Origin of the sequence: Flavobacterium sp. B183, from assembly GCF_023539155.1 — a bacterium.
In the GTDB taxonomy this organism is placed as follows: Bacteria; Bacteroidota; Bacteroidia; order Flavobacteriales; family Flavobacteriaceae; genus Flavobacterium; species Flavobacterium tructae.
Genome location: NZ_CP097434.1, coordinates 2,996,086 through 3,019,157, shown reverse-complemented (window position 1 = coordinate 3,019,157; position 23,072 = coordinate 2,996,086). Strand labels below are relative to the sequence as shown.

Sequence of the window (23,072 nt, the reverse complement as noted above, 5' to 3'; positions counted from 1 at the left end):
TTGGTTAATTTTGTAATAAATATTTTTGCTATGAATAAATGTGACCAATGTATCGTAAGACAGCTTTCTTCTCTAAAAGCACTCAATAAAGACGAGGTTGTGAAACTGGCGAATAGCAAAACAACTTACACGATTAAAAAAGGGGATGCGCTTTTTGAAGAAGGTGAAGTTACGAATGGAGTTTATTGTGTAAAAGACGGTGTTGGAAAACTTTCTAAATTAAGTGCCAACGGAAAAGATCAAATTGTAAAACTGGTAAAATCAGGAGAACTTTTAGGTCAGCGTTCTATGATTAGCAATGAACCTGCTAACTTAACTGCCAAAGCCGTTGCTGATATGGAAGTATGTTTTATTCCGAAAGCCGAAATTCTTCACTTTTTCAATAACAACAATCAGTTCTCTATGAATTTGATGCAATCAGTTTGTGAGGATTTAAAAGAATCTGAAAACGATAAAATTGCATTGGTACAAAAAACGGTGAAACAGCGTTTAGCTGAAACTTTACTGCAGTTGCATGACGATTTTGGTGAGAATGCGGATAATACTCTGAAAGTTCAGCTTACAAGAGAAGAGCTGGCGGGTATCATAGGTACGGCCACAGAAAGCTGTATTCGATTGTTATCGGATTTTAACAAACTGAATTTAATTGAATTAGTCGGCAAAAAAATCAAACTTCAGGACATCAAAGCCTTAAAAAAGCTGGCAGAATAATTACTGCTTTTTAGCTTCGTTCCAAAAAACATCCATTTCGGCCAACGTCATATCCATCAAAGGTTTTCCCATCTCTGCTGCTTTGCTTTCCAGATACTGAAAACGCTTGATGAATTTTTTATTAGTACGTTCCAAAGCATCTTCGGGATTTACATTTAAAAAACGGGCGTAATTGATCATTGAGAATAAAACATCTCCAAATTCGGCCTCTATTTTGTCCTGATCCCCTGCTTTTACTTCCACTTGCAATTCTTCCAGTTCTTCCTGAACTTTGTCCCAAACCTGATGCGATTCTTCCCAATCAAAACCAACTCCTTTTACTTTGTCCTGAATTCGACTGGCTTTTACTAATGCCGGTAAACTTCTCGGAACTCCTTCTAAAACTGATTTTTTACCTTCTTTCAGCTTTAACTTTTCCCAGTTTTGTTTTACTTCTTCTTCGTCTTTGACTTTGGTATCACTGTAGATATGAGGATGACGGTGAATGAGTTTATCACAGATTTCGTTACACACATCTGCCATGTCAAAATCGTTGGTTTCAGAGCCTATTTTCGCATAAAAAACAATATGCAACAGCAAATCACCCAGTTCTTTTTTTACTTCGTTTAGATCATTGTCTAAAATAGCATCACCCAACTCATATGTTTCTTCGATGGTAAGATGCCTAAGTGTTTGCAAAGTTTGTTTTTTATCCCACGGGCATTGCTCACGAAGTTCATCCATAATAATTAATAATCTTTCGAAGGCCTTAAGTTGAAGTTCTTTGCTCATTTTTGAAGTTTTATCCGGATTGTAACGATTGGTGTAAAAGTAAAAAATCCTGTCAAGAAAACATCTCAACAGGATTAATATATTTTGAAGTATTTACGTTCTGAGGTTCTAAAATGCTGAGCCTAATCTATTTTTAACAATCTAAAAAAACTTAGTCACTTAGAAACTTAGTACCTTAAAAGAATGCTATGAACTACTATTCTTCTTTTTTCGCTTTTGCCTTTTTAGCAGCAGGAGCTTTTTTTGGTTTTTCTTCAGCAACCGGAGCTTCTTCAACAGCTTCAACAGCAGCAGGAGCTAAATCTGTTACCAAACCTTTCGCCTGAAGGGTATTGTACCAGTTTAATACTTTTTTAATATCTGAAGGATAAACTCTCTCTTCGTCGTATTCAGGTAAAATTTCTTTAAAATAAGCTGATAATGTAGCATTATCTTCTTTATGAGAAATGGCTTGACCTTTATTTTCTTTAGTAGCAATACGTTGCATTACTTCTGTTAATGGTTTTTCGCCTTCGTAAGTATAAATTGAAATCTCTGATAATAAACTTACATTACTTTTTAAGTTTACTGTGATTTTTTTTCCATCTGCTAATGATTCTGCCACAAAACCTGTACGAGTTTGCACTTTCAATACATATAAACCTGGTTTCCCAGAAATGGCTAAAATTTTCTCTAAATTCATGTTTATTAAAATTAGTATTAAGAATTTGATTTATTATATTTCTTTGATTCTAAATTCATACTTTAGAATACTATCTTCCTTTTTTTGCAGCAAAAAATTTCATTCTGTACTCTTGAAATGTCTTGCCTTCGGTAATGTTTTTTAGTTTTTTCTGGATCAGACGTTTCTTTAGAGAAGAGATTTTATCTGTAAACAAAACCCCTTCAATATGATCGTATTCGTGCTGAATTACTCTGGCTACCAACCCGTCAAAAACTTCGGTTTTCATTACGAAATCTTCTTCACAATATTCAATTGTAACGGTAGGTTTTCTGTAAACATCTTCGCGAACATCCGGAATACTCAAACAACCTTCATTAAAACTCCACTCCTCTCCTTCTTCTTTCAAAATCTTAGCATTGATAAAAGTTTTTTTGAAACCTTTTAAATCTTCCTGCTCACTTGAAGAAAGATCCTCATCATCACTAAAAGGAGTTGTATCAATAACAAACAAACGAATAGGAACACCTACCTGAGGTGCAGCAAGTCCAACCCCTAAAGCGTTGTACATGGTTTCATACATGTTTGCTATTGTTTCTTTTAGGTTTGGATAATCTGGCGTAATTGCCTCACCCACTTTTCTTAAAACAGGATCACCATATCCTACAATTGGTAAAATCATTTGTAATATTTTAATGCATTATCTACTGAAAAACACTGAATTTAATTCTCTTAATTCAGCTGGCAAAAATAGTAAAAAATAGTCAATGAATAATTCGAAAGGGCTATTATATGTCATTTTTTGCAATCTCGCCAAAAACTCATCCATAATTATGCCAAATTAATTCGTACAATTCTTACCTTTGTTTGTAAACCTCCATATATGTTTGATCGTATCTCGAAATTTACCAACAGTACTTCTTTTTTAAATGCCTCAAAAGTAACTATTGCTTCGGTTGTTCCTGTCTTAATTCTGAACTTTCTCGGACACTTCGAAATCGGTTTTACTATCGCTTTGGGGGCTTTTTATACGTATCCCAGTGATATTGCGAGTTCTTTAAGCCATAAAATAAAAGGACTTATAGTGGCTTCCTTTATCGTTTCGGGAGTAAACTTACTGGTAAATCTTGCTTATCCGTATCCCTTTTTGTTTTATCCTTTTTTAGGCTTTTTACTGTTTTTATGTTCAATGATTTCTGTATATGGTCAGCGTGCTACTCTGGTTTCGTTCTCTGCTTTGTTGTCAATTTCCTTATCGTTTGGTCATTTGCATGAAGGCTGGGAAGCTTTTGAATATTCGGGTTTTATTTTTATAGGCGGAATTCTATATCTGATTGTATCATTGGTCTTTCACTTTGTACAGCCGTACAAATATGTTGAACTTCAAATTGCCGAAGGCATAAAACTAACGGCCAAATATTTAAAACTCAGAGGGGATTTATGGAATCCCGAAGCCAACAGAAAAGCCATTATTGAGAAACAATTAAGCGTTCAGGTAGAACTCAACCTGATTCATGAGGATTTAAGAAAGATGCTTATTGGCAATCAAAATACCTCGGGAGCTACCAGTCAGAATCGAAAGATGCTACTTGTTTTTATCACTCTGGTTGAGATTCAGGAACTGGCCTTATACACTTCTTTTGACCATGATAAACTGCATGAAAAATTTGCCGCACATCCCGAAGTGCTTCGAACCTATCAGAATGTAGCTTATAAATTAGCCTCTACCTTAAAAAAACTGTCTAAAAATGTACACAACATCAGTGTATATGTTGACAAGAATGATTTAAAGAATGAGCTTGATGCATTGGAGTTTGCCATTTTTGACTATGAAAAAACTTTAGGGAAAGAAGAAGCTGCCGAAGGTGTACTCATGTTGACCAACATGCTGAAGTACGCTAAAAATCAGGTGGGAAAAATCAAAACCATCCAACGTGCTTTTTCACTTGCGATGCAGTCTTATAAATTAAAAGACAAGGATAAGGAACTGGAGAAATTCCTAACACCTCAATATTACCCATTGCGTACTTTGATTGAGAATTTATCTTACTCTTCTTCTATTTTCAGACATTCCATACGACTGACTACGACTATTTTAATTGGTTTTGTGATTGGAAAATTTCTTCCGTTTCAAAACGTGTATTGGATTTTACTTACTATTGTAGTAATCATGCGTCCGGGTTACGGCCTAACGAAAGAGCGCTCCTATAACCGAATTTTCGGTACTATTTTAGGAGGATTATTAGCATTCGGAATTGTTTCTTTGGTACAAAATCACGTTGTATTGAGTATCTTCTCTATTGTTTGTATGCTTCTTGGTATCTCGTTTACACAAATTAACTACAAAATAAGCGCAACATTTGTTACGATGTACGTGGTTTTTATTTATGGAATTTTAGCTCCAAATGTGGTTGAAGTGATTCAGTTTAGAATTCTCGATTCACTCGCGGGAGCCATTTTAGCTTTTTTAGCCAATCAGTTTCTATGGCCGGCCTGGGAATTTATCAATACTCCTATACATATTGAAAATTCGATTCGCGCTAATCGAAATTACCTAAAAGAGATTGCCGATTTCTACAATAAAAAAGGAGAAGTTCCTACTTCATACCGATTATCCAGAAAAAATGCTTTTGTTGAGGTTGGGAATCTAATGACTTCCTTTCAGCGCATGATGCAGGAGCCTAAATCGAAACAAAAAACACTTCCATTGGTTAATAAACTGGTGGTGCTTAACCATTCTATATTATCAGCGTTGGCTTCGCTATCAACTTATATCCAGTCACACCAGACTACTTCTGCTTCAGAATCTTTTAACTACATCATTAAAACGATTCTTTCCAATCTGGATCACGCAATTGCTCTTCTAAGAAATGAAAAGATCATAAATGACACTTATTTTGATAAGGAAGATGTGACTTTACAGTTTGAAGAACTCAAACGTGTTAACTTCAAACGTCTGGCCGCAGATGATGACTTAGACAAGGAAACACGACAAGCCAAGATGCAGGAAGCCCAAATGGTAATCGAGCAATTGATCTGGATGAGCAATCTGGCTGAGAAGATTTTAAAAATCACAAAGGAATTTAAAGCAACAAATCCAGATTAATTCATCTGGATTTGTTATTTATTCTAGGATCTGAGTTTAACTATTTTTTAGTTTTAAAACTTCAGAAGTATGTTTTCTAAGCTCGGCTAAAAGTTCCGGTTTATCATTTAAAGTCTGACCATAGGACGGAATCATCGTTTTCATTTTTGACTGCCATTCTGGTGTTTTCACCTGATTGGTAAAACATCTGCTGATCAAATCAACCATAATACCTACTGCAGTTGACGCTCCCGGAGAAGCTCCTAATAATACCGCCAGGCTTCCGTCATGTGTACTAATGACTTCGGTACCAAACTCTAAAACTCCGCCACCGTTTTCATCTTTTTTAATTACCTGAACACGTTGTCCGGCTCTTTCCAGTTTCCAGTCTTTAGAACGTGCTGTTGGCAAATACTCACGTAATGCTTTCATTCTGTCTTTAGGAGACTGACGTACCTGCTCAATCAAATATTTAGTCAAAGGAATATTATGATATCCTGCTGACAACATTGGAATTAAGTTGTTCGGTTTTATAGATAATGGTAAATCTAAGTAAGAACCATTTTTCAAAAAGCGTGTTGAAAACCCTGCAAACGGACCAAAAAGCAATGCTTTTTCGCCATCAATTACACGGGTATCAATATGTGGTACAGACATTGGAGGCGCTCCAACGCTTGCTTTTCCGTAAACTTTCGCCTGATGTTTTGCAATTACCTCCGGATTGGTACATTTTAACCATTGTCCGCTTACCGGAAAACCTCCGTAGCCATCTCCTTCCGGTACATTTGCTTTTTCTAATAAAGGCAATGAGCCTCCACCCGCTCCGATAAATACAAACTTAGTATAAGCTTTTCTTACATCGCCAGTAGCAAGATCGGTGATTTTGATACGCCATGATTTATCTTCACGTTGTTTTAGTTTTTTAACTTCATGATTAAAGTGCAAAGAAACACCATCAAGTGTCGCTAAATAATTGAACATGCTTCTGGTTAAAGCCCCAAAATTCACATCGGTACCTATTTCCATATGTGTAGCTGCCAGTTTCTCGTTAGCATCTCTGCCTTCCATAACAAGCGGCATCCATTTATTTAACTGCTCAAAATCGGAACTAAATTCCATTTGAGAAAAAATAGGATTGTTTTGTAATGCTTCAAATCTCTTTTTAAGATACGCTACATTTTTTTCTCCCCAAACAAAACTCATGTGAGGAACACTTTTAATAAAATTATCAGGAGATGGTACCTTTTTCTGTTCTACTAAATAGGACCAGAACTGGCGTGAAATCTCAAAAGATTCTGCAATACTTATCGCTTTTTTCGGATCAATACTTCCGTCAGCCTTTTCAGGAGTGTAATTTAATTCACAAAAGGCAGAGTGCCCTGTTCCTGCATTATTCCATGCATCTGAACTTTCTGCGGCAGCAACATCTAATCTTTCGTAAATTTCAATTTTTATATCAGGTTGTAATTCTTTCAAAATTACTCCAAGAGTGGCACTCATAATTCCCGCTCCAATAAGCACTACTTCACTATTAGAACGTATTGTTTTGTCAGACATAACAGTATTATTTTTAAAGTGCAAAGGTACTTTTTATAATTGCAAAAAAAAACTAAAATTGCATGATAAAAGTTATGTTTTTCTAAAAAATAAAAAGCTAAAAGATTGGGTGTTAAAAACGTTTTGACGAAAGATAGTCCTGAAGCATAATTGTAGCCGAAATTTCATCGATCAAACCTTTGTTCTGACGCTGTTTTTTACTGAGTCCGCTATCGATCATCGTTTGAAAAGCCATTTTAGACGTAAAACGTTCGTCGACACGAACTACTTTCATATCAGGAAAAATATTGGTAAAATGAGTTACAAATCCTTTAATAACTGAAGCACTCTCTGATGGCTGACCATTCATTTGTTTGGGCTCGCCGATTAAAACGGCTTCAACCTTTTCTTTTGTAAAATAATCTTTCAGAAAATCAATAAGGGTATTGGTTGGTATTGTTGTTAAACCTGAAGCAATAATCTGCATTTCATCCGTAACAGCAATTCCGGTACGTTTTTGTCCGTAGTCTATAGAAAGAATTCTTGGCATTTTATTTTATTTTTTTGCAAACTTAATTTAAAATAGTGCTCGATGCTTTAAAATACCAATAACATGAACAATTTCATTCTTAGAGTCAATTTTTACGATTGTAGTGTATCCTTTAAAAACATAATCTCTAAAATTTTCATCATCAAAATATATAGATTTTTTAAAATGAAAAGGATCCACCAAATCCTTCTTCAGCTTTTTTACTAATTCATTTTTAAAATTTCTTGCTGCAATTGGTTTATCTTTTGAAATAAAATGCACGATATCATTCAAATCATAATTAAACTCAATCGTTAAATTAATTTTCATATTTTTTAATAGTCTCTTCAAGTAAAACATCTAATTCTTCAAACGTGCTGTATTGTGCTGTTCCGTTTGCAATTTTTTCAGCTCTCTCTCTCAATTTCCTCTTATCCTCTTCAAATCCTGAATCTTCCGGAATTATTTTAAGTTCCTCTGAAGAAAACGAACTTAACAATTTTAATATTTTTTCTTTTATTTCCGGTTGAAACTCTAATCTAATTGCTTCCATAATACTTTCATTTACAATACAAAGATAAACTTTTTTTATTCTGATCATTTCCTATTTAACTTTCTGTAAAACCTAACAAACAAAACAACTAGTTTAAGATTCTTAAAACAATCAAGATACATTTTACCTCATAAAAAATCCGTTCTGAGCTTTTGTTCAAAACGGATTTTTTCCAAATATTCAAAATCTAAAAAAATAACTTCTATCTGTTAAACAGTCTTCTAAAAAAACCTCTTTCCTCCTCTTCATCATTTTCCTGCACTTCATACTGAGCAAACTTTGCCTGCGATTTCTCATGTTCATAAATTAACTCCTTAATATATTCAACATAAGTCCTCTTCTTTTCCTCCAGAAATCCAATAAGATATTTCTCGCTAAACTCCATGCCGCTCGCCGCCTCGATTTGCAACAGTTTTTTGTATAGCGGCTCAATATGCAAGGCAATTACCTCTTGTGGGACTGCTTGTCGTCTTCCAAAATAATTCACAATAACTCCATTCTCGTCTTTTGCAATCTCAAAATCGGTAATAACCCAATAGTAACGTCCTGACTTTGCTAAATTCTTAACAATAGCATGAAAGTTCTTTCCGTTTTTAAGATTTTCCCAAAGCACCTTAAAAATAACCTTTGGCATATCCGGATGACGTATAATATTGTGTGGCTGCCCCATTAACTCATAATCTTCATAACCGCATACATCCACAAATACTTCGTTGGCATACTCAATAATACCAAAAGCATTTGTTTTACTCATAATCACTTGCGTTTTATCCCACGTGACTTCTTTATCGATTACTGTAACAGGCGTTCGGAGTTGATTTTCTTGATTCATTTCTTACTGATTAAATATTTTTGTTTTGGAATGGTATTTTGCAATTCCTCTCTATATCTTTTGGGAATTATACCGCGAAATTAATGAGAAGTAAAAACGCAAAATCTGATTTTTATCATGTTTTACCATCAAAAAAAAACGTTTATAGATTAATCCCATTTTTGCATTTTCTACAAGCCTTGTTTTATTTATCAAAATACAAACAAAAAGTTACACTTGTAACATTTTACAATAGCTTTACTTTTCTGCTTTTCCGCAAATACCTTATCTTTGCCAAAAATTAAAACTTATGAATTCTTTACAGACTATAATAGAACAAGCTTGGGAAAACAGAGCTTTATTACAAGAAACCGCTACTACTGATGCTATCAGAGAGGTTATTGAATTGATTGATGCAGGAAAATTACGTTGCGCTGAACCTGTTGGTGACAAGTGGCAAGTAAACGAATGGGTTAAGAAAGCTGTTGTAATGTATTTCCCGATTCAAAAAATGGAAACATGGGAATCTGGTATTTTCGAATACCACGACAAAATGTTGCTGAAAAAAGGTTATGCTGAAAAAGGAATTCGTGTAGTACCTAATGCAGTAGCCCGTTACGGAGCTTATATTTCAAGCGGTGTAATTTTGATGCCAAGTTATGTAAACATTGGCGCTTATGTTGACGAAGGTACTATGGTTGATACCTGGGCAACTGTTGGAAGCTGTGCTCAAATTGGTAAAAATGTTCACTTAAGCGGTGGTGTTGGTATTGGTGGTGTTTTAGAGCCATTACAAGCTGCTCCGGTTATTATTGAAGATGGTGCTTTTATTGGTTCTCGTTGTATTGTAGTAGAAGGAGTTCACGTAGGAAAAGAAGCTGTTCTTGGTGCTAATGTTTGTTTGACTGCTTCCACAAAAATTATCGATGTAACTGGTGATGAACCTGTTGAAATGAAAGGTTTCGTTCCTGCTCGTTCTGTCGTGATTCCTGGAAGTTACACTAAAAAATTCGCTGCAGGTGAATTTCAAGTACCATGTGCATTAATCATTGGTACTCGTAAACCATCAACAGATTTAAAAACTTCATTAAACAATGCGCTTCGTGAGTACGATGTTGCTGTTTAACATATAATCTCTATAAATAATAAAGCGGAATGATTACTCATTCCGCTTTATTATTTAATATACTTTTTTTTACTTATTCTGTTTTTGAAGTTTCAAAAGCTTAGCATATTTCATATAAGAGAAGAAAGCCTGAGTCATTGAAAAGGTGAAACCGTCTAATCCATGTAAAAAGCCTTTTTTAAAAAAATAACATCTAACAAAAGAAACTGTCCCATTTAATATAGGTTTAAAACTGTTTACCCTTTTATTCTGATTGTAAAGCTGCTGGGCATGCCAGGTTGAATACAAATTTTTCTTACTGATAAATTGTCCAAAACAGTCCCAGGCATAATGGTGTATATGAACTTTTAAGTGGGTCTTATTAGTACCACAAACTTTTTGATGTACGCTATCTTTTGAAGGAGAAGCCGTTTGTTTGTTAAAAAATCGTGAAGTTTTATCAGGGTACCAACCTGCAAAATTAATGAGCTTACAGCCCATATAATTATACAGAGAAAAGGCATACACATCAAAATTCTGTTTTTCATATTGGCCTGATAATATAAATTTTTCGGCATCGTCGGCCAAGATCTCATCAGCATCTAAATTTAAAATCCAGTCATTTTTACAATAAGGAAGACCGTGAATTCTCTGAGGTCCGTCTCCTAAAAAGCTCTGCGAAACAACCTTAGCCCCTTTTTCTTCGGCAATTTTTACTGTATTATCTGTACTTAACGAATCAACAACAATTACTTCGTTACAAACTCTGAACAGCGCATCAATACATTTGCCAATGTTTTTTTCTTCATTATACGTTATTACTAATCCACTAATTTCCATAGCATTTTTTAAAATAATTTAAGCTTACCTATTTTCAATTTTAATTTAAATCTAAACAAACTATCTTCGCCTTTTATGTCTATTCTCTTTACCAAATAGTTATTTTTAAAGGGAAAATTATTTACTCTGTTGCCTATTCTCAAACCGTATTTTATACCGTTATCCCGCATCATATTTTCAAAAACAGCAAACTCAGAATGTTTCTTGGCATAATTCCCAAAAGGATATGCCAGAACAGGTTTTATATCTAATTGATTGTCCAAAATAAACGCATTAGATTTCGCAAAATCAGCTTCTAACTCTTCTTTAGACAACGAACTGTATCTTTTATGTTCAAAAGAGTGATACCCCAGCTCAATACAATCAGGATTCAACCCTTTTAGCTGTTCGACACTCATAATTTTTTCTTTTCCTTCGATCCAATAATCAAAATTACCAACGTAAGAAAATGGTATAAAAAAAGAAGCTTTTAAGTGGTATTTTTCAAGCAAAGGCACCGCATACAACAACTGGCACTCGGTAACATCATCAAAAGTGATTATAATGCTTTTTGAAGGAAGTTCTTTTAAATTTTCTAAATCTTTAAAATGAAATGTCGTGTAATTGTTATCGTGTAAAAATTTAAATTGTGATTCTAATTTTGCTACAGAAACACTTAAATCCACAGACTTTGCTTCGTCTTCTACAACATTATGATACATTAAAATTGGTAGCTTTGACATTCTCTATTTTTTTAGCAAATCTATCATTAATAGTATTATTTTTCACAAAAAAAAACACTTTTAAGCAAAAAAAAAGAAATGAAACAAAAAACCTTATTATTGTTAAATAAAACCTGATCTTACCTGCTTGTAAATATAAGAAAAAAACTACTTGTTGCAATTTTTAAAGCAAATTTACTCCTAGATATATTGCAAAAAATATATCTGACACATGCAACAATCGAAAAACCAAGCAACAACACAGCGTGAAGGACTGTGCTAGTATCTTAAAAAACGGTACTGTAATTGAAATTGTACCTCCGTTTTTATCAAATTTTATTTTAGCCTCTTTTGAAGTTTTAAAAGCTTAGCATATTTCATATAAGAAAAGAAACTCTGAATCATAGCTATCGACAAGCCGTCTATACCATTAAAAATACCCTTCTTAAAAAAGTAGCATCTGATAAACGCAACAGCCCCATTAATAACTGGCTTAATTGCGGTTATTCTTTTCCCTTGATCGAACAATTGTTGTGCATGCCAACCGGAATATTGATTTTTCTTTGCAATAATCTGATCTAAAGAGTCCCAGCCGTAGTGCAATATGTGTACAGCGACCTTTTTTTCCTTTTGGGTTATTATCTTCTGATGCACCTTAGAATCAGAAGGATGTGCTGTCTGTTTATTAAAAAAGCGAACTTTTTGATCCGGATACCAGCCTGAAAAATCGATAAGTTTATCGCCAAGAAAGTTTTTTACTCTAAAACTAAAAGCATCATAGTTTCCTTCAAGATATTTTTTATCTAATATAAATTTTTCAGCATCTTTATCCAGAAACTCATCGGCATCAAGATTTAAGATCCAGTCGTTTTTACAATAAGGCAATCCATGTGTACGTTGCGGGCCGTCGCCCAAAAAGGCCTGTTCAATAACTATCGCGCCTTTTTCTTTGGCAATTTCAACGGTACGATCTTTACTAAACGAATCTACTACAATTACTTCATCACACACTTTTAGTAAAGCATCTATACATTTACCAATATTTTTCTCTTCATTGAAAGTAATAACTAGACCACTAATCTGCATTTTCTTGGGGGGAATTTGTTTTTTGCAAAAATACGGCTTTTTATTCTAGTTACCTTATCTTAATCGTACGTTTGCACATTTTACAAAATTATTACTAATTTAGCCCACAAATTGAATTTTATATAAATGAGAATATTAGTCATTCAGCAAAAAAGAATTGGAGATGTATTAACGAGCACCATAATCTGTAATAATCTAAAAACCAAATACCCGGATTCGATTATCGATTATATGTGTTACCCAAATTCTGTCGATGTACTAAAAGAGAACAAGAATATTGATAACATTATTCCTTTATCCAACAAGGTTAGAAAATCAACCCCTTCTCTGTTTAAATTTATTTTTCAAATCCGACGCAATAAATACGATGCTGTTATTGACGTTTATTCTAAGTTGGAAACTAATTTAATTACGTTGTTTTCAGGTGCAAAATATAAGGTTTCATATCGTAAATGGTACACCAAAATATGCTATAATTACACTTATGAACGCTTAGATGCTGTAGAATCAGAACACGGATTGGCCATTGAAAATCGTTTGATGCTTCTAAAGCCGTTCATTTCTGAAAAGATTACAGATGTAAAACCAAAAATCTTTTTGAAAGAATCTGAAATTGATGATGCCAAAAGACTTCTGAAAAGCTACCAGGTCGATATGGAAAAGCCATTAATCATGTTTGGAATTTTGGGAAGCGAAGTTTACAAGACATATCCATTAGAAGGAATGGCTAAAATTATCGATTTTACAGTTGCCAAAACCAATGCGACTATCATTTTTAATTATATCCCGGACCAAAAAGAACAGGCTCTCGAAGTATACAACCATTGTAGTGCCGAAACTAAAAAACACATCGTTTTTGATTTGTACTGCACTGAACTAAGGCCTTTTCTGGCTTTACTTTCACAATGCGAAATGTTAATCGGAAATGAAGGAGGAGCCGTGAATATGGCCAAAGCACTTGAAATTCCAACCTTCTCCATATTTACACCATCTGTTAGAAAAGAGACCTGGCAAATATTTGAAAATGAAGCCAAAAACTTCTCTATTCACCTAAAAGATTTAAAACCGGAAATATACAAGCAACACACCGAACAATACATAAAAGATCATACTTTTGAGTACTACGATGAGTACCCTTTAACTTTAATGCTTGAAAAACTGGATACTTATTTTCAGGAGTATAAAAATTGAAAATGAGTGAAGAACTTATGAATACTGCTGACAGGGAAAAATTGTCTGTTTTGATTATTACGCTTAATGAAGAACAGCATATAAAATCATTACTGGGAGATATCGATTTTGCCGATGAAATAATCGTAGTAGATTCATACAGTACCGATCGGACGCTGAGCATAATTGAATCTTTTAAAAACGTAAAAGTAATCCAGAATCCGTTCGTTAATTACACTTCACAACGTAATTTTGCGATTGATCAGGCAAAAAACTCCTGGATCTTATTCATCGATGCCGATGAAAGATTAACTCCGGAACTAAAACTGGAAATCGCAGCCACCATCAATCAAAAAGATGCGGCAAGTGCCTATTTCATTTATCGAACTTTTATGTTCAAAAGCCGCAAGCTTCATTTTAGCGGCTGGCAAACGGATAAAATTTTCAGACTTTTTAATAAAACAAACTGTCGATACAATCAGGACAGAATGGTACATGAAAAACTGATCGTGAACGGACCGATTTCAACATTAAAAAACAAAATCATTCATTTCTCTTATACTTCTTATACTGACTACAAAGCAAAAATGTACAGTTACGGAGTTTTAAAGGCCAATGAAAAACAAAAAAAAGGACAGAATTCATCTCGTTTACTGATGATTTTCCATCCTGTTTATACTTTTCTGTATCAGTTTTTAATTCGTTTGGGCTTTTTAGACGGAGCCAAAGGAATCACGATATGTTATCTAAATGCTTACAGCGTTTTTATCCGTTATAAAGAACTAGCCCGAATTACTTCTTCCAGAATTTAAGTTTCTTTTTCAGGCGCTTTTTTCTGTAAAACTTCTCCTGAAAATCAGCAGTATATTTCCATAAAGTTTCAAATATTCTTTGTTCCGATTCTACTTTATAAAACTTTGCATACTCGTTACTCATAACCGCTACCATCTCTTTTAAAGGGGTTAGGCGACACAGATTCTTCATACGCATTTCAAAACTCATTGATTCATGAAATTCCATTCGGTTTAAATCGACCAAAAAGAATTCATAATTTCCGTCCTGTTTCTTCTTAATAAGCGTATTTCCCGGGGAGTGATCTAAAAATTCAATTCCTTTCTCATGAAGACCAAAACTAAACCTTGTAAATTGTCTTAAGATATTGTCATGATCCGGGTAATCCGGAATTTCTACAAGCTCTCTATAGGTTAAATCAGTTGTCAGATGCTCACTCGCATAATAACTGTCTCTCAGACCTAAAAAATTAAAGTTCTCTAAAAATGCTATGGGTTGTGGAGTTCCAATACCTCTTTCTAACAAAATTGTAGCATATTCGTAAGAACGTCTTGCCTTTGATTTTCTAAAATAGCGGTAAGCAACTTTGTTGATTAAATTCGGAATTTTAAAGGATTTAATGTTGATTTTTTTCTCCTCAAGATCAAACAACTTAATAACATTACGGTCTCCATTCCCAAACAACTCACCTGAAGTATTAAAATTTTTAATACAAGTCAGAATATCTCTGGAACTTTTTACTGCTGTTGAAAATCTAAATTTTGAGATCATTAACTATAACTTTGATATTAATTTATTACCCATTTCCAATGCTCAATCGTTTATTTTATTCAAACCAAAACATCAAAAAGCAGTTCAATAGTCTGCAATTCTAAGAGGTAAATGGAAGGAAGCAAAAATAACCTTAATAATTAAGAAAAATGGATTATGAGAGCAAAAACGAAATAAAAATTACCTTATGCCTTTTTTTTCTTCAGTGAATATTTCAGCCACTGTCCGAAATTTTTAAAATAGAGATTGAACTTAGGTACATTCAGTCTTTTTTCTTTCTCAATAATCTCTTTTATCTGAGGGATGCTTTTAGTCGAGAAGAATCCCAATTTCTTCCATCTTTTAGGCTGTAAATAATAAAAATCTTTGTACTCTTTATAATTGTTTTCATTTACAACAAGCCATTTATCCAAAAATCCCTTATCTACATCAACATTATGCCCCCAATTGTCCAGCTTAAAACGTAAATCGGCTTCAGTTCTTGACAAGGATTCATGCAAGACAATATTATTGGTATAAATTTGACGTTCTTTGATTCTGCGTCCGCTTTTATAATTAGGATAGTTTGTCGCAAAAATTGCTTTCAGCGGTTTATCTACATATAAAATACCCTGATCTGTATATTTATAAAGCATAACCCAGAAAGCACATATTTGAATAGGATGTTTTTCGGGATTGATAAGATAGGAATCGTATCGTCTTAAATCTGAAACGAACTTTTTAAAATCAACAAAATACTCGTCGCAATCTACCTGAACAATCCAGTTCCCAATTCCCATTTTTTCAGCGAGCATTTTTCGCTCTCTGATTTCACATTCCATTGTAGTTAAGGTTGGAACATAAAAATCATCTTCATAAATCACCACCTTCTTATCAACGTCAAAATTCTTAATCCACTCAAAAAAAGAATCATCGATCGTAAAGCTTCCGCCATTCCAGGTATTTCTATTTTTATCAATGGCGACAAAAACCGCATCTGCATCATTATACACTGTTGGAAGTGATGTTTTTAACAACTCATAATCATACGAAACCAGATACCCTACTTGTATTTTTCCTGCCATTTTTACTTTTGTAATTTGTTGCAATTTACTAATTAATCTCTACTTTTGCATCATGAAAAAGCAATATGACTATTTAATAATTGGATCAGGTCTCTATGGCAGCGTGTTCGCTCACGAAGCAAAAAAAGCAGGTAAAAAATGCCTGGTAATTGACAAAAGAGACCATATAGGAGGAAATGTATATTGCGAAAATATCGAAGGAATTAATGTTCATAAATATGGTGCACATATATTTCACACCAACGATAAAGCAATATGGGATTATGTGAATCAATTTGTTGAATTCAACAACTTTACCAATTCTCCAATGTCACTTTCTAAAGGTAAGATGTACAATTTACCTTTTAACATGAATACTTTCTACCAGCTTTGGGGAACTAAAACACCTCAGGAAGCCAAAGCAAAAATAGAGGAGCAAGTAGCCGCTTATGGAGTAAAAGACCCTAAAAATCTGGAAGAACAAGCCCTAAGCCTTGTTGGTAAAGACATCTACGATTATTTTATAAAAGAATATACTGAAAAACAGTGGGGAAGAAAAGCCACTGAATTACCCGCTTTTATCATAAAAAGACTTCCGGTTAGATTCACTTTTGACAATAACTATTTTAACGACACTTATCAGGGAATCCCTATTGGCGGTTACAATAAATTAATTGACAAATTATTAGACGGAATTGAAGTGGTAACCAATACCAATTACTTTTCAGACCGAACAAAATTTGACGAACTTGCTGATAAAATTGTGTATTCCGGAAAGATTGACGAGTATTTCGATTACAAATTAGGAGTTCTGGAATACAGATCTCTACAATTTGACAACGAAGTTCTTGATACTGATAATTTTCAAGGAAATGCTGTTGTTAATTACAACGACGCCAGCTATCCTTTTACCCGAATAATTGAGCACAAACATTTTGAATTTGGCAAACAAAGCAAAACGGTTATTACAAAAGAATATCCATGCGAATGGAACCCGTCTAACGAAGCGTTTTATCCTATAAACGATGCCAAAAATCAAGCCTTGTTTGAAGAGTACAAAAAACTGTCTTTAGAAGAAAAGAATGTAATATTTGGAGGAAGATTATCCGAATACAGATATTATGACATGCATCAGATAATTGCCATAGCTTTAAAAAGATCTAAAACAGAACTGAATAATGATTAAGATTTTTATCGTAACTCATAAAGAAAACCCTGTATTATCCAATGATATTCTGGTTCCGATTCAGGTGGGAACAAATCCATCAATCACTGACACTATCTTAAGAGACAATACTCAGGACAATATCGGAAACAAAAACAGCAACTATTGTGAATTGACAGCTGCTTACTGGATTTGGAAAAACGAAAAAAAGGCTGATTACGTGGGTATTTGCCATTACAGAAGATACCTTAACTTTTACAACGACTGGTACAACTTAAAACCTTCTGCACAGAAAAAAATCACAACTGAAAATTTCAAAAATACTAAGCTATTCAATACCTCTTCTAAAAAACTAGAGAAAAAAATAGCTTCAATTCTTTCGGAATATGATGTAATTCTATGCCGACCTTATAAGTTCAAAAAAGGATCTTTGACCGATAACTACTGTGAGGAACACCGAAAAGAGGATTGGGATTTAACCAAACAGATCATTTTGGAAAAATATCCGGAATATAAAGACAGTATTACCTCATTTCTGGACGAAGGAACCCTTTTTCACATGGGAAATATGATGGTTAGTTCAAAAGAGAAATTCGACAACTATTACGCCTGGCTTTTCTCGATTTTATTTGAACTTGAATCCAGAGTTACAATCCCGGAAGATGCTTATCAGGCCCGAATTTTTGGTTTTATTTCAGAAAGACTAATCAATCTTTATATGTATCACCATAAGTTTAAAATTAAAGGAATTCCATCATACAAAATAATTGACTTGTAATATGAACGAAGAAATAATCAAAGCGTACGAAGTCATAAAAGAAGGAGGAATCATTCTCTACCCTACTGATACCGTATGGGGAATTGGCTGTGACGCAACAAATCCTGAGGCTGTTGCCAAAATATACAAACTCAAACAACGCGCTGAAACACAAAGCATGATTGTATTGATGAATGGCGAAAAAATGATGTACAATGTGTTTAAAAACATCCCTGAAGTAGCCTGGCAAATTTTAGATTTATCTGAAAAACCAACCACTTTAATTCTGGATGAGCCCCGTAATGTTGCTCCAAATATCATAGCTGCCGACAATTCGCTTGCTGTTCGTCTGGTAAAGGAACCGTTCTGTTTTAAATTATTGGAACGAATGAAAAAACCACTGGTTTCAACTTCAGCTAATATTTCGGGACAACCTACTCCTATTGGTTTCAAAGACATCAATCCGGAAATTGTAAAAGGCGTTGATTATGTAGTAAATCTGTATCACGACAGAATTGCCGGAAAACCATCAACCATTATAAAACTCACCAATGATTCACAGGTAAAAGTGATTCGTAAATAATCTTTTTGTTTCAGGTTTCAGGTTTCAAGTTCTACACGAAACCTGAAACTTGAAACTTTAAACTTGAAACTTTAAACTTGAAACCTGAAACTTTAAACACCTTTTAAACTCTCAATCAACCAGTCAATATCTTCTTTGGTATTAAAATGACTAAATGAAATTCGGAGATTTGGTAATTTTAAATCAGTTTCTAAGAGCATTTCTTTCAAAACATGCGACGGTTTCACACTCCCCGACTGACAGGCACTGCCTCTGGAAACGGCAATTCCTTTCATATCTAAACTAAACAAAAGCATTGAAGTCTTATCTGCTGAGAAAGGCAGAATAACATTGATGATGTTGTAAAAATCATCCTTCTTTCCATTGATTCTGAAACCCGGAAAATGAGCTTCAAATTGCTCAATGAGATAGGTTTTCAAGCCTAAAATATAATTTCTTTCAACACCTAAATTCTCATAGGAAAGAGACAATGCTTTCGCCATTCCGGCAATCTGATGCACGGCTTCTGTACCGGCACGCAAGCCTTTTTCCTGCTCTCCTCCAAAAATCAAAGGCTGTAATCCTGAGTTTTTTCGAACAAATGCAAACCCAACTCCTTTTGGACCGTGAAATTTATGCGCACTTGCTACGATAAAATCAACAGGGATTTTTTGCAGATCGATCTCCGTTTTTCCAACAGACTGAACAGTATCCGAATGAAACAAAGCATGATACTGCTTACAAATTACACCAACTCTTTCCAGATCCAAAATAGCTCCGGTTTCGTTGTTTACATGCATCAAACTGACAATTGTCTTTTTGTCTTCTGCTAATAAATTGGACAAATGGGTTAAATCAATACTTCCATCGGGATTTACATTTACGTAATCCACCTGAACATTATATTCAGATTCTAAAACCAATGCCGTATGCAATACAGCATGATGCTCGATTCTGGTTGTAATAATGCGTTCTGCTTTAAGATCTTCTACCGCCGAACGAAGAATCCAATTATCAGCCTCAGTTCCTCCTGAGGTGAAAATAATCTCCTGTGCCGCACAATTTAAATATTTCGCAATACTTTTTCTGGAAAGCTCTAAAATGGTCTTTCCGTTCCTTCCGAAACTGTGTGTAGAAGAGGGATTTCCAAAATCTTCAGTCATTACTTTCAACATTTCCTGAATCACTTCAGGACGCATAGCGGTTGTAGAGGCGTTATCGAGGTATACTTTTTTCATCCCTGCAAAGTTAAGAAATATCAATTGTCAAATCTTGAATATCATTTGCCAAATTTTTCACTATTTTTGACCTCAAATAAAATTACGATGAAAAAATATGCAAGCCTTCTCTTCTTTGCGCTTTTATTAAACGGATGCGATGATGGAGATTTAGTGGTTGATACAATTGACTTTAGTGATCCTAGTATTACAGCAGCAACCTGCAATACTACAACCAACAGTCTTATATACAAACTTAAAAAACAGGAATCGCTGTTAATTCAATTACCGCCTAATACCCTTACGAACGACGCGACGGTACCTGGTAAACCATTGACTTACGACATTAACAACACTACAACACGTGTAGTATACAGAGCTTATAATGGCCAGGTAGCTATTGATAATATTTGTGGTGCAATACCGCCAACGACGCCTGCTGTAACAGAAGAATGGCAGGCTACTGCCGGAAAAATTGTCGATATCAGTACAGCAGCTATCACAGATAATCCTGATGGAAGTTCTACAATTACGGGGTATAATCACAATCTCGTTTTTCAGAACATTACTTTTTTAAAACCCGCAGGACCACAAGTAGAAGCAGAATACCCTTTTGGTACTTTCAAAACTACTTACAACTCTCCTAATGCTACTTTTCTGGGAGTTGTCAGACAATGTTCAACCTCAAAACAACTGTACAATTTTAGCGCCTCAACTGCCATCACAATTGACAGTATCGATCCTAAACTACTCGAAAACGTAGTTACCCCCTCCAACCAGCCTAAAACAGGTTTAATTGGCACTACATTAAACAAAGTTTTACTGCGTACTTATAACGACGGTTCCCTAACTCAAGACTATTTTTGTGCTTCTCCCTTACCTACTAAACCTACTGTAAACGAAATATGGATTGCAGACAATGGCGCACAAAATGTAAGTGGAATTATCGAAGTTACTACTTCACTTGTCGGAAGTACTTATTTCCATAAGATTGTTCTTAAAGGCGTAAGATTTACAAGAGCCAACAGTAGTTTTAAATTACCAACTATTTACAATTACGGAATTCTTGAGGTATCGACTACACCATAAAAGGTAATTTCAAAACAAGTTTACAGCTGTTTTATTTCCTACAAAAAACGTCCGTTTTTCTAAACCGGTTTCACTAGAAATCCAGAAAGAAAAACGGACGTTTTTTTATGCCCTAAATCCAATATTTTACGATCGAAATAAACTCTTATTTCTGATTTTGTCTAAAATAAACTTCAGTTGCTCCTAAGCCGTATTTTTGATAATTAGCATCCTGAAAATCTATTCCGTCGTAACGACCCAATAAAAAATCAAGTTCCGCTTTTAGAATTCCTTCACCAACACCATGAATAAAAACAATTTTAGGAATACGATTTCTGATCGCAAATTCAATATGTCTTTTTGCTGTTTCAGTCTGTAAAGTCAAAATATCGTAGTTAGACATTCCGCGTTTATTAGGAACCAGTTTTTCGATATGCAAATCAAATTCAGGAGCCGAAATTTCACGTTTATCTTTCTTTTCTTTCACAAAACTTCGCGGTTTTGGCTCTGTTTTTTCTTTTGAAATCTCATCTAAATCAATTCTTTTAATAGAATTCATTAAATTACTGGAATCCTGAATTTTAAGCAATTCGTTGACAAAAAATGTCATCATAAATCCATCCTCAGTTTCGATCAAAACCTCCTTGTTTTTCACTGAAACTACCGTTCCGTTTATGGCTTCATCTAAGACGGAAACCTTATCTCCTTTAGTCAACATCCTGCTCTTCTTTATCTTGGTTTTTACTCGGTGTTTTTGCACTCAACTGCATCATCCCATACATGAAAACCGCAATAGCAATTACCATAATATAGATGTTTTTTTCTGCTGAAACCTGCTCGTATAACGCAACCGAAATAGCAAGAATCATTATTAAAATTTTAAACGCTTTCATTTTTTATAAGTATTGAAAGTTCAAAAATAGGAAACTTTAAAATAGCAACACTACCCCTCACCAACTGTCCGTATTAATTCTTGTATGATTTTAGAAAAAAGAAATCTCCCAATTTAAAAAAACAGTATTCTTGTCGTGTATTAAATCTTGCTTCTTTTGTAATGAGATTCAAAAGATTTTCGCTCTATCCCATTCTTACTTTTTCAGCATTATATTTTCAGTAAATTCAAAATAGAATTGAATTCACAAGTCGCCCCTTTTTTCTAAAACTTTTTTCCTCTTTGCATCAAAAAATCAAAATTCAACTACTCTGAAAACCCTAAATTCTTTCCACCAGAAAACGCTCTTTTTAACCTTTCCGAATCTCTTCAATACATTGTTTTTGTAAGAATCATTTCTTAATCTTATCCAAAATATCGTTCATCATTTCGATTTGAACTTTTTGAATTTCGATCAACTCCTGTTGCTGATGCATGATCAAATGATCGATTTTATCATGAATCATTCTGATCTCTAATTCCGATTTAAGATTGATCATATAATCTTTCTTAGCACGATTTCGATCTTTTTCCTCCTGACGATTCTGACTCATCATGATTACCGGTGCCTGCAGTGCAGCTATACAGGACAGAATCAAATTGAGTAAAATAAACGGATAGGGATCAAAACCTTTGTTGACCAAAATAAAAACATTCGCTCCAATCCAAACTACAATAAAGATCAGGAAAGAAATGATAAATGTCCAGCTTCCGCCAAAATCTGCCACCTGATCTGCGACTTTCTGACCTAAATTTCTGGTTTCCGGCTCATCTTCAGCAATACTAACAATCGACTTATCTTCTTTTAACGAAGAAAGAACACTTTGTTCAAGATCCGAAAGCACTCCAATTTCAGTTGACAAATAGTTCGAAATATACCTCTGACGGTATTCATTTAATTCTTTCACGGCAATACAATCCTCATCGCTAAAAGAAGGATGATCTTTAATAATCAATCCTAAAATAGGGTCGTGTATCGATTTTCCATAAATTTTATCGCTTTCAGGAAAGGAAGTATCAGAAATAGCGCTTTTAAAAGTGGAGTTGTTTTTCATTTTTACAATTTTTAACTGCTAATTTACACATTTAACTGCTTAAGAATTACATAAAAAAACAGCGGTTTACATTTCTTTTATTTATCACAAATACCACTTTCAAAAGAAAATTTCTTTGTAGAATTCATGCCTTTATTTACAAAAAACGCCTT

The 23,072-nt window shown here is 34.2% G+C and carries 26 protein-coding genes; 9 read left to right on the top strand and 17 right to left on the bottom strand.

Going from position 1 to position 23,072, the window contains the following annotated elements; translation table 11 throughout:
* The first annotated feature begins 30 nt into the window (after positions 1 to 30).
* Positions 31 to 711, top strand: coding sequence for a Crp/Fnr family transcriptional regulator (locus tag M4I44_RS12840; protein WP_017498329.1), 681 nt, complete (start codon positions 31 to 33; stop codon positions 709 to 711).
* Here M4I44_RS12840 and mazG read toward each other — a convergent pair whose 3' ends face one another.
* The 3 genes from mazG to def form a co-directional block, all read right to left on the bottom strand.
* Positions 712 to 1,482 (bottom strand): nucleoside triphosphate pyrophosphohydrolase, encoded by a 771-nt coding sequence (gene mazG, locus M4I44_RS12835; RefSeq protein WP_017498328.1) that lies wholly within the window; start codon positions 1,480 to 1,482, stop codon positions 712 to 714.
* Positions 1,483 to 1,678: 196 nt separating this feature from the next.
* Positions 1,679 to 2,164, bottom strand: coding sequence for a DUF5606 domain-containing protein (locus M4I44_RS12830; protein ID WP_249964927.1), 486 nt, complete (start codon positions 2,162 to 2,164; stop codon positions 1,679 to 1,681).
* Positions 2,165 to 2,234: 70 nt separating this feature from the next.
* On the bottom strand, positions 2,235 to 2,825 hold the full coding sequence (gene def / locus M4I44_RS12825) for a peptide deformylase (protein ID WP_017498326.1): 591 nt from the start codon (positions 2,823 to 2,825) through the stop codon (positions 2,235 to 2,237).
* A gap of 201 nt (positions 2,826 to 3,026) precedes the next feature.
* Here def and M4I44_RS12820 point away from each other — a divergent pair, with 201 nt between their 5' ends.
* Entirely contained in the window at positions 3,027 to 5,249 is a 2,223-nt protein-coding gene (locus M4I44_RS12820; RefSeq protein ID WP_249964926.1) for an FUSC family membrane protein, read from the top strand.
* A 36-nt stretch (positions 5,250 to 5,285) separates the two neighbouring features.
* On the opposite strand, the gene M4I44_RS12815 is transcribed toward M4I44_RS12820, so the two are convergent.
* The 5 genes from M4I44_RS12815 to M4I44_RS12795 all read right to left on the bottom strand — a co-directional run bounded on the left by M4I44_RS12815 (position 5,286) and on the right by M4I44_RS12795 (position 8,678).
* Positions 5,286 to 6,785 carry a malate:quinone oxidoreductase gene (locus M4I44_RS12815; RefSeq protein ID WP_017498324.1) on the bottom strand — a complete coding sequence of 500 codons (1,500 nt, stop codon included), beginning with the start codon at positions 6,783 to 6,785 and terminating at the stop codon, positions 5,286 to 5,288.
* Between the two features lie 112 nt (positions 6,786 to 6,897).
* Positions 6,898 to 7,314, bottom strand: a complete 417-nt coding sequence (gene ruvX / locus M4I44_RS12810; protein ID WP_017498323.1) for a Holliday junction resolvase RuvX — start codon at positions 7,312 to 7,314, stop codon at positions 6,898 to 6,900.
* A gap of 27 nt (positions 7,315 to 7,341) precedes the next feature.
* Complete coding sequence (locus tag M4I44_RS12805; protein ID WP_017498322.1) at positions 7,342 to 7,623, bottom strand: type II toxin-antitoxin system RelE/ParE family toxin; 282 nt, start codon at positions 7,621 to 7,623, stop codon at positions 7,342 to 7,344.
* On the bottom strand, positions 7,613 to 7,894 hold the full coding sequence (locus M4I44_RS12800; protein ID WP_017498321.1) for a hypothetical protein: 282 nt from the start codon (positions 7,892 to 7,894) through the stop codon (positions 7,613 to 7,615). The genes M4I44_RS12805 and M4I44_RS12800 overlap by 11 nt, the downstream gene beginning before the upstream one ends.
* Before the next feature lie 154 nt (positions 7,895 to 8,048).
* A complete protein-coding gene (locus M4I44_RS12795) occupies positions 8,049 to 8,678 on the bottom strand; it encodes a PAS domain-containing protein (protein WP_070906724.1) in 630 nt (209 codons plus the stop codon).
* A 289-nt stretch (positions 8,679 to 8,967) separates the two neighbouring features.
* Between M4I44_RS12795 and M4I44_RS12790 the strand changes: the two genes are divergently transcribed.
* Positions 8,968 to 9,783, top strand: coding sequence for a 2,3,4,5-tetrahydropyridine-2,6-dicarboxylate N-succinyltransferase (locus M4I44_RS12790; protein WP_017498319.1), 816 nt, complete (start codon positions 8,968 to 8,970; stop codon positions 9,781 to 9,783).
* 69 nt (positions 9,784 to 9,852) lie between these two features.
* Here the strand turns inward: M4I44_RS12790 and M4I44_RS12785 are convergent, their stop codons facing one another.
* The 3 genes from M4I44_RS12785 to M4I44_RS12775 all read right to left on the bottom strand — a co-directional run bounded on the left by M4I44_RS12785 (position 9,853) and on the right by M4I44_RS12775 (position 12,389).
* The gene (locus M4I44_RS12785) at positions 9,853 to 10,602 is read right to left on the bottom strand and encodes a glycosyltransferase family 2 protein (protein WP_249964925.1); all 750 of its coding nucleotides are present in this window, start codon (positions 10,600 to 10,602) and stop codon (positions 9,853 to 9,855) included.
* An 8-nt stretch (positions 10,603 to 10,610) separates the two neighbouring features.
* Positions 10,611 to 11,324 (bottom strand): polysaccharide deacetylase family protein, encoded by a 714-nt coding sequence (locus M4I44_RS12780; RefSeq protein WP_026110173.1) that lies wholly within the window; start codon positions 11,322 to 11,324, stop codon positions 10,611 to 10,613.
* A 315-nt stretch (positions 11,325 to 11,639) separates the two neighbouring features.
* Positions 11,640 to 12,389, bottom strand: coding sequence for a glycosyltransferase family 2 protein (locus M4I44_RS12775; protein ID WP_249964924.1), 750 nt, complete (start codon positions 12,387 to 12,389; stop codon positions 11,640 to 11,642).
* A gap of 126 nt (positions 12,390 to 12,515) precedes the next feature.
* Here M4I44_RS12775 and M4I44_RS12770 point away from each other — a divergent pair, with 126 nt between their 5' ends.
* Positions 12,516 to 13,580, top strand: a complete 1,065-nt coding sequence (locus M4I44_RS12770; protein WP_249964923.1) for a glycosyltransferase family 9 protein — start codon at positions 12,516 to 12,518, stop codon at positions 13,578 to 13,580.
* Between the two features lie 2 nt (positions 13,581 to 13,582).
* Entirely contained in the window at positions 13,583 to 14,371 is a 789-nt protein-coding gene (locus M4I44_RS12765; protein WP_249964922.1) for a glycosyltransferase family 2 protein, read from the top strand.
* Here the strand turns inward: M4I44_RS12765 and M4I44_RS12760 are convergent.
* On the bottom strand, positions 14,352 to 15,122 hold the full coding sequence (locus M4I44_RS12760) for a Kdo domain containing protein (RefSeq protein ID WP_249964921.1): 771 nt from the start codon (positions 15,120 to 15,122) through the stop codon (positions 14,352 to 14,354). The two genes, M4I44_RS12765 and M4I44_RS12760, sit on opposite strands and share 20 nt — an antisense overlap.
* A 185-nt stretch (positions 15,123 to 15,307) precedes the next feature.
* Positions 15,308 to 16,186 (bottom strand): hypothetical protein, encoded by an 879-nt coding sequence (locus M4I44_RS12755; protein ID WP_035746998.1) that lies wholly within the window; start codon positions 16,184 to 16,186, stop codon positions 15,308 to 15,310.
* 52 nt (positions 16,187 to 16,238) lie between these two features.
* Here M4I44_RS12755 and glf point away from each other — a divergent pair, with 52 nt between their 5' ends.
* From glf to M4I44_RS12740, 3 genes are read left to right on the top strand one after another with little or no spacing between them, the layout of a single operon-like run.
* The gene (gene glf, locus M4I44_RS12750; protein ID WP_249964920.1) at positions 16,239 to 17,351 is read left to right on the top strand and encodes a UDP-galactopyranose mutase; all 1,113 of its coding nucleotides are present in this window, start codon (positions 16,239 to 16,241) and stop codon (positions 17,349 to 17,351) included.
* Positions 17,344 to 18,108: a DUF4422 domain-containing protein gene (locus M4I44_RS12745; RefSeq protein WP_249964919.1), complete on the top strand. Its 765-nt coding sequence runs from the start codon at positions 17,344 to 17,346 to the stop codon at positions 18,106 to 18,108. The genes glf and M4I44_RS12745 overlap by 8 nt, the downstream gene beginning before the upstream one ends.
* A 1-nt stretch (position 18,109) precedes the next feature.
* Positions 18,110 to 18,670 (top strand): L-threonylcarbamoyladenylate synthase, encoded by a 561-nt coding sequence (locus M4I44_RS12740; protein WP_017498309.1) that lies wholly within the window; start codon positions 18,110 to 18,112, stop codon positions 18,668 to 18,670.
* 92 nt (positions 18,671 to 18,762) lie between these two features.
* On the opposite strand, the gene M4I44_RS12735 is transcribed toward M4I44_RS12740, so the two are convergent.
* Positions 18,763 to 19,887: a cysteine desulfurase family protein gene (locus tag M4I44_RS12735; RefSeq protein ID WP_249964918.1), complete on the bottom strand. Its 1,125-nt coding sequence runs from the start codon at positions 19,885 to 19,887 to the stop codon at positions 18,763 to 18,765.
* Positions 19,888 to 19,974: 87 nt separating this feature from the next.
* On the opposite strand from M4I44_RS12735, the gene M4I44_RS12730 reads away from it, so the two are divergent.
* The gene (locus M4I44_RS12730) at positions 19,975 to 20,955 is read left to right on the top strand and encodes a hypothetical protein (protein WP_070906733.1); all 981 of its coding nucleotides are present in this window, start codon (positions 19,975 to 19,977) and stop codon (positions 20,953 to 20,955) included.
* A gap of 145 nt (positions 20,956 to 21,100) precedes the next feature.
* On the opposite strand, the gene M4I44_RS12725 is transcribed toward M4I44_RS12730, so the two are convergent.
* The 3 genes from M4I44_RS12725 to M4I44_RS12715 all read right to left on the bottom strand — a co-directional run bounded on the left by M4I44_RS12725 (position 21,101) and on the right by M4I44_RS12715 (position 22,920).
* Positions 21,101 to 21,652: a Smr/MutS family protein gene (locus M4I44_RS12725; protein WP_017498306.1), complete on the bottom strand. Its 552-nt coding sequence runs from the start codon at positions 21,650 to 21,652 to the stop codon at positions 21,101 to 21,103.
* On the bottom strand, positions 21,642 to 21,827 hold the full coding sequence (locus tag M4I44_RS12720) for a hypothetical protein (protein WP_017498305.1): 186 nt from the start codon (positions 21,825 to 21,827) through the stop codon (positions 21,642 to 21,644). The genes M4I44_RS12725 and M4I44_RS12720 overlap by 11 nt, the downstream gene beginning before the upstream one ends.
* Positions 21,828 to 22,218: 391 nt before the next feature.
* Entirely contained in the window at positions 22,219 to 22,920 is a 702-nt protein-coding gene (locus M4I44_RS12715) for a DUF1003 domain-containing protein (protein ID WP_249964917.1), read from the bottom strand.
* Between the last annotated feature and the right edge of the window lie 152 nt (positions 22,921 to 23,072).